Origin of the sequence: Bacillus sp. RZ2MS9 (assembly GCF_001816185.2) — a bacterium.
In the GTDB taxonomy this organism is placed as follows: Bacteria; Bacillota; Bacilli; order Bacillales; family Bacillaceae_G; genus Bacillus_A; species Bacillus_A cereus.
Map to the genome: position 1 here is coordinate 4,785,694 of NZ_CP049978.1, position 11,625 is coordinate 4,797,318.

Sequence of the window (11,625 nt, forward strand, 5' to 3'; positions counted from 1 at the left end):
CTCTTTTTTATTTTTCACGTTTTTCTTTAATTGCTACTGTACATCTTGATATACATAGTAAATCATCATTTTCATCAATAATGCGAACATCCCAAACCATTGTCGATTGTCCTCTATGTATTGGTGTTCCAATCGCTGTTACAATTCCATCTTTCTTTGAGCGAATGTGGTTCGCATTAATTTCTAATCCGAAACAAATACATTTTTCTTGATCAATTAAATTATATGAACCAACACTTGCCACTGTTTCTGCTAATGCAACCGATGCACCACCATGTAAAAATCCAAATGGCTGATGCGTACGCTCATCAACAGGCATCGTAGCAACCACCTTATCTTCTGTCATCTCTAACAACTCAATTCCAAGTGAATCCATTAAAGTTTTTGCCATATCGCTTCCCCCTTCTCTTACTTTAATTAAATGTATAATTTTACCTATTTATTTTCAAACTACTTATAACACTTATATAAGGAGGCTTCACCTAAATGAAACAGAAATTTTGTATATTACTGCTTATGTTCTCCTTGCTGACTATTGTACCAAATTGTGCAATAACAGCCAAAGCATCTAACCTGACAATCGATGTTAAGACTGTAACGCAAAAAGGTAAGAAACCTTATATAGAATATCAAATAAACAGGCCTTCTTTTCAAAAATTTTCTGACTCTAAATTTCAAAATAAACTCAATTTATACTACAAAAAATCCACTGACAAATTTAAAACCAAATTAGAAAAAGAAGCAAAAAAATATTATAAAGAGACAGAAGGATCTAGTACACCATTTCATCCGTACGTAGCAAATGTTGATTATAAAGTCTCTTTAAACAAACCACCTTTTCTTAGCCTATATGTGAATTACTATCAATATACTGGCGGAGCACACGGTCTTTATACGTGGAAGGCAAATACATTCGATTTAAACGAAAAAAAGGTACTGCACTTAGACGATTTATTTGAACAAAAGGATAAATATAAAGATGTAATCCGTGCGGAGATTGTACGACAAATTAAACAAAATGAAAGCATTTATTTTCCTGATGCAACTGAAAAAGTAATGAGTATGAAAAAATTCCACTTCTTTTTAGAGCCAGACAATCTCGTCATTTATTTCCCTTTATATGAGATTGCTCCCTATTCAAGTGGAATTCCGCAATTTCGTATTCCATATACGTTGCTAAGAGACTATTTAAAGCCTTCTTATCAAAATATTTTGATTGACAACAAGTAAATATTTTCGCTACGATAATGTTAACCTAAAAACAACAGGAGGTTAACATTATGAGAAGATTTCATGTTTTAGATTTAGCATTAGCTGCCATGTTCGTTGCTCTTATGGCAATCGGTGCAAATATTGTATCTTGGGCACCATTCCTTCAAGTAGCAGGCATCCCATTATCTATGCAACCATTTTTCGCAATTTTAGCAGGTCTTCTTCTTGGAAGTAGACTTGGTGCCTTATCCATGACTGTATATATGCTCGTTGGCGTAGCCGGCGCACCAATCTTCGCTAACTTCAAAGCTGGATTTGGAGCACTTTTAGATCCTACTGGTGGTTTTATTATCGCATTTATTATCGTTGCTTACGTATCCGGAAAACTAGTAGAACAAAAAGAAAGACCAACATTCATTACATTTGCAATTGCCTCTTTCACAGGAATTATTTTAACTTATATAATCGGTACTACTTACATGTACGGGGCAGTCAATCTCTTTATGGGCGGTAATATGAGCTATAAAGCTGCTTGGATGATTATGATGTGGTTTGCAGTAAAAGATATTGCATTTACAATTATCGGTGCTATTATCGCACCTCGCATATATTATGCTGTGCGTCGTTCTGCTTATCAGCATTCTCATTCGACGATTTCATAATAAAAAAATGAGTTATTTCAGTATACTGAAATAACTCATTTTTTATTATGACTCTTGATTCGCTTGTTCTTCTAAAATTTTCTTCATCATCGCAACCATGTCATCACGTAATTCTGGGTGTTGCAGAGCCATTTCGATTGTCGTTTGAACGAATCCTAGCTTTTCACCTACGTCGTAGCGCTTTCCTTCGAAATCGTAGGCAAATACACGTTGGATTTCATTTAAGCTTTGGATTGCATCTGTTAACTGAATTTCACCACCAGCACCGACATGTTGCTGTTCTAAGAACATAAAGATTTCAGGCGTTAAAATGTAGCGCCCCATAATCGCTAAGTTTGAAGGAGCTGTACCTTGTGCTGGTTTCTCAACGAAATTGCGAACTTGGTAACGACGACCTTCTTGTTCTAATGGATCGATAATTCCATAGCGATGTGTTTCCGACTCTGGAACAGTTTGTACACCAATAACAGAAGAAAGTGTTTTTTCATACTCATCCATTAATTGACGTAAACACGGTTTCTCAGCTTGGACAATATCATCACCTAGTAACACTGCAAATGGCTCATCACCAATGAATTTACGTGCACACCAAACAGCATGTCCTAGTCCCTTCGGCTCTTTTTGACGGATGTAATGAATATCTACCATTTTTGAAGAAGCTTGTACTTTTTCAAGCAACTCATATTTTTTCTTCTCTAATAAGTTTTGTTCTAGTTCAAATGCGTTATCAAAATGATCTTCGATAGAGCGCTTTGTTTTACCAGTAACAATAATAATATCTTCGATTCCAGATTTCACTGCTTCTTCTACAATGTATTGGATCGTTGGTTTATCTACTATCGGTAACATTTCTTTCGGCATTGCTTTCGTTGCTGGTAAAAAACGTGTTCCTAATCCAGCTGCTGGGATTATCGCTTTTCTTACTTTTTTCATCACAAAATACCCTCTCTCCTGTCGGAATCAATAGCAAGCATTTCCTACATAAAACAAAAGGGAGATTTCGCTCCCTTTTGTTCCTTACTACTTAAAATTACTTTGTATTATAAACGATTCATAATGTCTTCTTTAATAGTAAGTAACTTTTGTTCACTATTTTGTAAAGAACTATCTTTTACACCAAAGTAAAACTTAATCTTCGGCTCAGTTCCAGATGGGCGTAGGCAGAACCATGAACCATCCTCTAATTGATATTTTAACACATTTGATTTCGGTAAGTGAATCTCTTCTTTATGTCCATCTTGTAAAGATGTAACAACGCTCGCTTTATAGTCTTCAACTGCTACGACTGTTAAGCCCGCCACTTCTTTCGGAGGATTCTCACGGAACGTTGCCATCATCTCTTGGATTTTTTCCGCTCCATCTTTTCCTTTTAACGTTAACGATACAAGGTCTTCACGGAAGAAGCCGTACTTCTCAAATACTTCTAATAGACCGTCATATAACGTTTTCCCTTGTGATTTGTAGTATGCAGCTACTTCACATGCAAATAGAACAGATTGTACTGCATCTTTATCACGGCAGAATGGGCGGATTAAATAACCATAGCTTTCCTCATAACCGAATTGGAATTCATATTGTCCGCTTTCTTCATACTGTCTAATTTTCTCACCGATAAATTTAAATCCAGTTAGCGTATCAACTGTATCTAAACCGTATGCTTTTGCAATTGTACGACCAATTTCAGACGTTACGATTGTTTTTAATACGACACCGTTCTCTGGAAGCGTTCCGTTTTCTTTCTTTTGAGATAGTAAGTAATCAAGCATTAATGCACCTGTTTGGTTTCCTGTTAATACTTGGAACTCACCATTATGATTACGCACTGCTACACCAAGGCGGTCTGCGTCAGGATCAGTTGCGATTAATACATCTGCGCCTACCTTTTCACCGTCACGAATTGCATACTCAAACGCTGCGTGCTCTTCTGGGTTCGGTGATTTTACTGTAGAGAAGTTTGGATCTGGTAACTCTTGTTCTTTTACAACTGTTACATCTGTAAATCCAACTTCTTTTAAACCACGGCGTACAGAAATATTTGATGTTCCGTGTAATGGTGTAAAGACGATTTTTAAGTCTTTACCAACCTTTTCCACCATTTCTTTATTAATGATGACATTGTTCAATTCTGCAGCATATGCATCATCTACTTCTTGTCCAATAATATGTAATAAACCGTCAGCTTTTAATTGCTCTACATCAGCGACTTCAACTGTTAATTCATCTTCTACTGCATTTACGTAGCTAATTAACTCATCTGCCTCTTTTGGAGGTAACTGTCCACCATCTTCACCGTATACTTTGTATCCGTTATATTCAGGCGGATTATGGCTTGCCGTAAGAACGATTCCACTTACTGTATGTAAATGACGAACTGCGAAAGAAAGTACTGGCGTTGGACGTAAGCTTTCAAACACATATGTTGTGATACCACGTGCACCAAGTGTAGCAGCAACTTCCATTGCAAACTCAGGTGATTTATGACGAGAATCATAGGCTACAACAACACCGCGTTTTTTCGCTTCCTCACCTAACTTTTCGATAAAGCTTGCTAATCCTTTTGTTGCTTTACGAACTGTATATACATTTAAACGGTTCGTACCAGCACCAAGTTCACCACGCATACCACCTGTGCCAAACTCTAGATTTTTATAAAAACTATCCTCGATTTTCTTCTCATCTTGCTTCATATTTTCTAGCTGTTCTTTTAATTCTGCATCTAATTGTGCGTAAGAAAGCCAGCGACTAAATTCTTGTTTCCAATTCATTCTTCTCTCTCCTCTCGCTCGTCATACCTTTATTATATGAAAAAAACATGCTGTATCTCAATATTTTATAAAATCTAACAGGATTTTACTAGGAATATTTGTATACACTATTGTTAAATACTCCACTAAAGGGAATGAGGATTATGCACGAATGGGGCTTGTCAGAAGAGCTCAAAATACAAACAAAGCAAATGATTGAAATTGCTGAAAAAGAACTATCGATTATGAGGAACGCAATCGATAAAGAAGACGAATGTATTTTATGCAAAATGGAAGATATTCATCATATGTTAGCAAATGTACAAACATTGGCAGCTACATACTATATTCAGGCATATTTATCACCTTATACGGAAAGTTCATCTTTTATTACGACAGCTATCCAACATTTAAGCGCCAGAAAACATGGTGCTCTTATCGTCGTGGAACGAAACGAGACGCTTGAAGCTCTCATTCAAACTGGAACGACATTAAACGCTCATTTAACTGCGCCATTACTCGAATCAATATTTTATCCAGGTAACCCTCTTCATGACGGTGCCGTTCTCGTAAAAAATAATCATATTGTCTCAGCTGCTAATATTCTTCCTTTAACGAAAAGTACAGAAGTTGATCCTGAGCTAGGAACACGTCACAGAGCTGCAATTGGCTTATCAGAAAAGAGTGATGCACTTATATTAGTTGTCTCTGAAGAAACGGGCCGTACTTCTTTTGCTTTAAATGGGGTTTTGTATACGATTTCTTTATAAAGTGAAACTTTAATCAGCCCTCACCAATCGAGCGTTTACCGGCAATCCGACCTAACTGCTTTCCTTTCGCTGAATTTTGAATTATGGGTCTTACTACCCGGCAAATAGTGGGATAAACAAACCTATAAAAAAGAAGACTGTTCCAAAATATCGGAACAGTCTTCACTTATACTCTTATTCTTCTCCAAAACGCTCTACAAGTGTTGCAAGTGTACGTACCATTGCACCAGTTGCTCCAGCTGGACCTAAGTCGTGCGCGCCTTTTGTTTCTGATGTTCCAGCGATATCTAAGTGTACCCATGGTGTATCTTCAGCGAATTCGCCTAGGAATGTACCTGCCATAACCGCATGTCCTTCACGGCCTGGTGAGTTATTTAAATCAGCAAACTTACTGTTTCTCACACGTTCTTTATCACGATCAAAAATCGGTAGTTGCCAAATTGGCTCATCTGTTTCCATAGAAGCCTCTAGCACTTGCTCAAATAACTCTTCATTATTTGTCATTGCGCCTGTCGTATAGTTTCCAAGTGCAACAATTACACCGCCTGTTAATGTGGCAACATCAACAAGGTAGTTTGCACCAAGTTTTTTCGCATACGTAATACCGTCAGCTAAAGCTAGACGACCTTCTGCATCCGTATTTAATACTTCAATTGTTTTTCCGCTCATAGATGTGATTACATCGTCTGGCTTAAATGCCGTACCACTTACAACGTTATCAGTTGAAGGAATAACAGCGATCACATTTTGTTCTGGGCGAAGTTCACCGATAATTTCCATCGCACCTAATACAGCAGCTGCACCGCCCATATCACCTTTCATACCAACCATGCCTTCACGTGGCTTTAAAGAATAACCACCTGTATCGTATGTAATACCTTTTCCAACGAATCCAATGACATCTGTCCACTCTTCTTTTCCTTTATAAATAAGAGCGATCATTTTTGGTGGCTCTACACTACCTTGGTTTACTGCAAGTAACGCACCCATACCAAGGTCTTCCATCTCTTCTTTCTCAAGAACTTTATAGTCCATATCATATTTCTCCGCTAATTCAACAGCATACTCAGCAAGCTTTGTCGCTGTTAATACGTTTGGCGGCATATTTACAAGTGTACGAGCTGAATTTGTTGCACGTCCATGTACGTAGCCAACTGTTAATGCTGCTTCAATTTCTTGTGCATCTTCCGCTGTAATAGCCGTGAACTTCTCTAACTCTACACGATCCTTTTTATCTGATTTATACGTTTGTAACTCATATGTACCAAGGCCTTGTACCTCTGCCGCAATATGAGCGACATCAATCGCGTCTAATTTCTCTGTTACGAAAGAATCAAGTAAGATTGCTGCATCTTGTACTTTTGCTGCTTGCAGTGTTTTAAACGCCTTACCAAGAGCCGCACGTAACGTTTCTGTCGTGTAAGATTCTTTCTTTCCTAAACCAACAAAGTAATAACGTTTCACATTTGTTTTCCCTAAGCTATGTACTTTCGAAATGGCCTTTTTCTTCGTAGATAATTCTTTCTCTTCTAGTAAAACTTGTAATTGCCCTTCAAACGCTTTGTCCAGTTCTTGTACAAAACTACTCATTTTCTCTTCTTCAAATAAAGCAACAATTACCGCTTCATGACCTGCTAATTCTTTTTGTACTTGAAACATGTTCAGACCCCCTAAATTTCTCTACCACCATTATAACTTTATTTTCGATAAAATGCGATAATTCTAACTACAGTTATATGGCGTGTAAAATCGCAGATCCAAAATCTCCTCTATCATGAAATAAGCCAAGAAAAAAAGTCTAGCGTAATTACGACTAGACTATCTTTGTTTTAAATATTGACCACGAAACACTTGCATCGTTTCGTCTTGATTTAACATCGTTAACTCTTCTTCTGTAAACTTACCATTTCCTACTTTTACTACGTACACATTTACTTTTTTCTTACCCCATTGGCTATAAACATCTTTCACCGTATCATAATATAAATCAAGACGGTTTCCTTTTATTGCACCGCCCTTATCAGCTACTACACCATATCCATAACCTGGTACGAATAGAATCGTTCCAATCGGAAATACGCGTAAGTCCGCAGCGATTGTGGAATATAAATCCCTTTTCACTTTGACACCTGAATATGTAATGCCATACTCTGGATGCCCTGGCCTCTTACCAGTTGACTCAATCCCCGATGTATAACCTGTTGCAGTCATTTCAATTGAACGATATTTAGACCAGTCGTTTGCCTGCTCTAAAGCATTTATCACTTCTTTACTCGGAGCAACATTTCTCTTAACTTCTGCTGCATGTACTTCTTTTGCACTCATTCCTTCATATATCTTTACAATCTCTAATAAAGAAACTCCTGTGAAAGCATTCCATGTTACGCATAATGCAATTGCAAGTAAACAAGTCATCATAATGCGAATACAATATCGTTTTAACATTTTTATATTCCACACTCCTTCATCGTTAATCATTCCCTATACGATGAAGGAATATGCAAAAAAAATAATCTCCAACTTAATTGGAGATTAAAACATTTGATATCCGCTTTTCCGAAGTTTCTTGATTACGACTCCTGCTAAAGCAGCCCCTACTAATCCAGTAGATAGAATAAATACGTCTGCTTGTCCTAAGTGCGATACACTTGTCCCAAATGAAGAAAATGTTTCTTTCGGTTTTGAAAAATAATCCCACATACTCGCTTTATTAATAATAAGCATACAAACAATCGGATACACAATAACCATTACCCAAGTAGCTCGCAAAATCATATTGAGTAAAAATCCAATTCCAAAGAACAAAATAAAGAATAACATCATTGAAATAAGTAGTACCGGTATACTCACTCTTTTCCCCTCTCCTCCGCACGTGCCGTAAATACGTGATAAGCTGTATAACCAAATGGTTCACCTGGATTTAATGTTTTGTCCACTTCAAGATGTAGTTCTGATCTTCCTTCTAACAAATATTTAATAAGCACAGACGTATTCGGATCGTCTACAATCTTATCCGGATGTAAGAACGCCACTTCAGACAATTCTTTCTCCTGTACAATAATATTTTCTCCTTCAGGTTCCAAAAGGAAAATAATCATATTATCACTAATCTCATTACGAATAACACCCGATCGAACACCAATAATTCCCTTCACATGAGCGACAATGCCTGTCTCTTCTAACACTTCGCGTTTCACAGCTTCATCAACCGTCTCACCTTCATTTACAAAACCAGCCGGTAAAGACCATTTCCCTTTTAATCCACTGTATTTCTTCTTAACAAATAGCCACCTACCATCTTTTGTAGCTACTAAACCACTAACAGCTAGCCATACCTTCCCTCGTTTCTCCATGATGTAATAACCTCCTCCATCAGAACGGACAGAATATTCTTTCTTTTTTATATATTATACTATATTTTTAATATGAAAAAAGCAGAAACAGCTCTTAGCCGTTTCTGCTTTTTCTACTATATATTAAAAGAACTTTAATTTACCTTTTTTAAGAACTAATAAAGGTCCACCTAATAAGAATAGGTAACGGTTATCGATTACTTTCTTCATGAAGGAAGCTTTCCAACCTGTTAACTTTTTACCCATAACAACGCCCATTGCATCGTCATGACCTAAAGAACATACAGATCCTTTATTATCGAATGCGAATTTCTTCATTTCGCCCTTGCCACGAACTAATACAGTTAAGTTGTGTGCAATATTGTAACCTTGTTGAATTGCAATTTGTGCTGTTGGTGGGTAAGGACGGTTAATTTCTTCATTAATGATTAACGCTGCGTCACCAACCATGAATACATCTTCGTATCCTGGAGCGTGCATGTACTCATCAACTTTTACACGTCCGCGCATTGCTTCAAAGCCAGACTCTTCCACAATACCATTACCACGAACACCTGCAGCCCAAACTACTGTTTCAGACTTAATTAATTCAGTGTCATCGCCATTCGCAACGATAATACCTTCTTCAGTTGCTTCTTTAATTGCTGTACCGATGCGGAATTCTACACCTTTTTTCTCAAGCTGTTTTACAGCGTATTCTACTAACGCTGGATCGAAACCTGGAAGTGCTGTTGGAGCAGCTTCTACACAGATGATACGTGCTTTTTCACGTGGTACATTATACTCTTTGCAAAGTTCAGGAACACGGTTTGCAAGCTCACCTACGTACTCGATACCAGTAAATCCAGCACCACCAACAACGATTGTTACTAACTCATCGCGTTGTTCAGTTGCATATTTAGAGAAACTAGCTTCCATATGCTCACGAATTTCACGAGTTGCATTAATGTTAGCGATTGAGAATGCATGCTCTTTTAATCCTGTAATTCCGAATGTTTCTGATTCGAAACCAAGACCAATTACTAAGTAATCATACTCTAACTCGCCATCTTTTAAGATAATGCGTTTTTCAGCAGCTTTAATTTCTACTACTGTGTCTTGTACAAAGTTCACTTTATTTGTATCAATAACGTCTTGAATATCTAGACAGATTTTTTCATCTTGTAATGTACCAGCTGCGCTCTCATGTAACCAAGTCGCTTGGTAGTGATAGCTGTTGTTGTTTACTAGCGTAATTTCAGCTTCATTTACAGATAATGCTTTTTGCAGACGAACAGTCGTAATCATCCCGCCATAACCTGCACCTAAAACTACGATTTTTGGAGTCTTCACCAAATCACAACCCTTTTCTTTATATAATAGTAATGAAAAATAATACCAAGTACTAAAAACTCTATTTGTCAAGAATGTGGAATTTATCACATTCTATATCATAACAAAACGCAGTCAAAAAATCGTACGAATTTTGTCATAGAAATTTAACATAATACTTCCCTATATTAGTCGGTTTTATTCCAGAATTCAAGCGTCTGGAGAATTATCAATATTTTAAAATAACATAGCGTTTTCAAGGGTTTTTTAGCCTTTTTTTCATGTATTTTCCTTTCTGTATATTTTATACAATAAAAAAGAACCTATGCGAAAACTTACACACAATTCAGTCGTTTTCAGAAGTATTATGAACTCAAATATGCTATCATTTATTTGAAAGTGTCATCATTTGCAGGATTTTCGTGTACATATGAACAATATATGAAATCAATATCAAAATTCCATCTATAGGGGGAATGAAAGTGGCAGAAAATCAAAAAGTTTACGACATAACAATTATTGGTGGTGGTCCAACGGGACTGTTCACAGCATTTTATGGCGGTATGAGACAAGCAAGTGTAAAAATCATTGAAAGCTTACCTCAACTTGGCGGACAATTATCCGCACTCTACCCTGAAAAATACATTTATGATGTGGCTGGATTTCCAAAAGTACGCGCACAAGAATTAGTTGATAACTTAAAAGAGCAAATGAAGAAATTTGACCCAACTGTTTGTTTAGAAGAAGCTGTCGATACGCTTGAGAAACAAGCTGACGGTATATTTAAACTTGTTACGAATAAGCAAACTCACTATTCTAAATCAGTTATCATTACTGCTGGCAATGGTGCTTTCCAACCACGCCGCTTAGAATTAGAAGGTACAGCGAAATACGAAAAGAAAAACTTACATTATTTCGTTGATGATATGAATAAATTTGCTGGTAAGCGCGTCGTAGTATTTGGCGGTGGCGACTCAGCAGTAGACTGGACAATGATGTTAGAACCGATTGCTGAAAAAGTTACAATCGTTCATCGTCGTGATAAATTCCGTGCGCATGAACATAGCGTAGAAAGCTTAATGAATTCTCGTGCAGAAGTAAGTACACCATACGTTCCAGTAGAACTCATTGGTGATGACAAGATTGAACAAGTCGTTCTTCAACATGTAAAAACGGAGGAAAAAATTATCATCGATGTTGATGACGTAATCGTAAACTACGGCTTCGTTTCTTCTCTTGGCCCAATTAAAAACTGGGGCTTAGATATACAAAAAAATAGCATCCTTGTAAATTCAAAAATGGAAACAAATATTCCTGGCATTTACGCTGCTGGTGACATTTGTACATATGAAGGAAAAGTAAAACTTATCGCTTGTGGATTTGGCGAAGCACCGACAGCAGTAAACAATGCAAAAGCTTACTTCGATCCAAATGCAAAACTTCAACCGATGCATAGCTCAAGTATGTTTTAATATGCAAAAATAAAGCTCCTTCCATACGTGGAAGGAGCTTTCCTTTTATATAACATAAAAGCACACTGAGTCCAATAAACTATCGAACTCAGTGTGCTTTT

12 protein-coding genes are annotated in these 11,625 nt (G+C 37.0%); 4 read left to right on the top strand and 8 right to left on the bottom strand.

Features of this window, described 5'->3' with window-relative positions; genetic code table 11:
- Positions 1–7: 7 nt before the first annotated feature.
- Positions 8–391, bottom strand: a complete 384-nt coding sequence (locus BHV55_RS24550) for a hotdog fold thioesterase (protein ID WP_001140612.1) — start codon at positions 389–391, stop codon at positions 8–10.
- A gap of 95 nt (positions 392–486) precedes the next feature.
- Here BHV55_RS24550 and BHV55_RS24555 point away from each other — a divergent pair, with 95 nt between their 5' ends.
- Entirely contained in the window at positions 487–1,230 is a 744-nt protein-coding gene (locus BHV55_RS24555; protein WP_048568248.1) for a DUF3298 and DUF4163 domain-containing protein, read from the top strand.
- Between the two features lie 50 nt (positions 1,231–1,280).
- Positions 1,281–1,874 (top strand): biotin transporter BioY, encoded by a 594-nt coding sequence (locus BHV55_RS24560; RefSeq protein WP_001252163.1) that lies wholly within the window; start codon positions 1,281–1,283, stop codon positions 1,872–1,874.
- A 45-nt stretch (positions 1,875–1,919) separates the two neighbouring features.
- Here BHV55_RS24560 and galU read toward each other — a convergent pair whose 3' ends face one another.
- Both galU and BHV55_RS24570 read right to left on the bottom strand, forming a co-directional pair.
- Complete coding sequence (gene galU, locus BHV55_RS24565) at positions 1,920–2,807, bottom strand: UTP--glucose-1-phosphate uridylyltransferase GalU (protein ID WP_002097988.1); 888 nt, start codon at positions 2,805–2,807, stop codon at positions 1,920–1,922.
- Positions 2,808–2,914: 107 nt separating this feature from the next.
- Positions 2,915–4,639 (bottom strand): phospho-sugar mutase, encoded by a 1,725-nt coding sequence (locus BHV55_RS24570; RefSeq protein WP_070757786.1) that lies wholly within the window; start codon positions 4,637–4,639, stop codon positions 2,915–2,917.
- A 143-nt stretch (positions 4,640–4,782) separates the two neighbouring features.
- Between BHV55_RS24570 and cdaS the strand changes: the two genes are divergently transcribed.
- Entirely contained in the window at positions 4,783–5,388 is a 606-nt protein-coding gene (gene cdaS, locus BHV55_RS24575; protein WP_000545253.1) for a sporulation-specific diadenylate cyclase CdaS, read from the top strand.
- Positions 5,389–5,562: 174 nt separating this feature from the next.
- Here cdaS and pepA read toward each other — a convergent pair whose 3' ends face one another.
- From pepA to BHV55_RS24600, 5 genes are all read right to left on the bottom strand, one after another.
- Positions 5,563–7,047 carry a cytosol aminopeptidase gene (pepA, locus tag BHV55_RS24580; RefSeq protein ID WP_000487944.1) on the bottom strand — a complete coding sequence of 495 codons (1,485 nt, stop codon included), beginning with the start codon at positions 7,045–7,047 and terminating at the stop codon, positions 5,563–5,565.
- Between the two features lie 159 nt (positions 7,048–7,206).
- Positions 7,207–7,833 (bottom strand): 3D domain-containing protein, encoded by a 627-nt coding sequence (locus BHV55_RS24585; RefSeq protein WP_000920098.1) that lies wholly within the window; start codon positions 7,831–7,833, stop codon positions 7,207–7,209.
- An 87-nt stretch (positions 7,834–7,920) separates the two neighbouring features.
- On the bottom strand, positions 7,921–8,238 hold the full coding sequence (locus BHV55_RS24590; RefSeq protein WP_000027016.1) for a YuiB family protein: 318 nt from the start codon (positions 8,236–8,238) through the stop codon (positions 7,921–7,923).
- On the bottom strand, positions 8,235–8,741 hold the full coding sequence (locus tag BHV55_RS24595) for an NUDIX hydrolase (RefSeq protein ID WP_000415320.1): 507 nt from the start codon (positions 8,739–8,741) through the stop codon (positions 8,235–8,237). Before BHV55_RS24595 ends, BHV55_RS24590 begins: the two co-directional genes overlap by 4 nt.
- Before the next feature lie 123 nt (positions 8,742–8,864).
- On the bottom strand, positions 8,865–10,073 hold the full coding sequence (locus tag BHV55_RS24600; protein WP_000856612.1) for an NAD(P)/FAD-dependent oxidoreductase: 1,209 nt from the start codon (positions 10,071–10,073) through the stop codon (positions 8,865–8,867).
- 461 nt (positions 10,074–10,534) lie between these two features.
- On the opposite strand from BHV55_RS24600, the gene BHV55_RS24605 reads away from it, so the two are divergent.
- Positions 10,535–11,524: an NAD(P)/FAD-dependent oxidoreductase gene (locus BHV55_RS24605; RefSeq protein ID WP_000829788.1), complete on the top strand. Its 990-nt coding sequence runs from the start codon at positions 10,535–10,537 to the stop codon at positions 11,522–11,524.
- Positions 11,525–11,625 lie beyond the last annotated feature (101 nt).

Bases quoted from the DNA above. Each gene is read 5' to 3' on its own strand.
- BHV55_RS24550 (WP_001140612.1), bottom strand. From the start codon at position 391: ATGGCAAAAACTTTAATGGATTCACTTGGAATTGAGTTGTTAGAGATG.
- BHV55_RS24555 (WP_048568248.1), top strand. From the start codon at position 487: ATGAAACAGAAATTTTGTATATTACTGCTTATGTTCTCCTTGCTGACT.
- BHV55_RS24560 (WP_001252163.1), top strand. From the start codon at position 1,281: ATGAGAAGATTTCATGTTTTAGATTTAGCATTAGCTGCCATGTTCGTT.
- galU (WP_002097988.1), bottom strand. From the start codon at position 2,807: ATGAAAAAAGTAAGAAAAGCGATAATCCCAGCAGCTGGATTAGGAACA.
- BHV55_RS24570 (WP_070757786.1), bottom strand. From the start codon at position 4,639: ATGAATTGGAAACAAGAATTTAGTCGCTGGCTTTCTTACGCACAATTA.
- cdaS (WP_000545253.1), top strand. From the start codon at position 4,783: ATGCACGAATGGGGCTTGTCAGAAGAGCTCAAAATACAAACAAAGCAA.
- pepA (WP_000487944.1), bottom strand. From the start codon at position 7,047: ATGTTTCAAGTACAAAAAGAATTAGCAGGTCATGAAGCGGTAATTGTT.
- BHV55_RS24585 (WP_000920098.1), bottom strand. From the start codon at position 7,833: ATGTTAAAACGATATTGTATTCGCATTATGATGACTTGTTTACTTGCA.
- BHV55_RS24595 (WP_000415320.1), bottom strand. From the start codon at position 8,741: ATGGAGAAACGAGGGAAGGTATGGCTAGCTGTTAGTGGTTTAGTAGCT.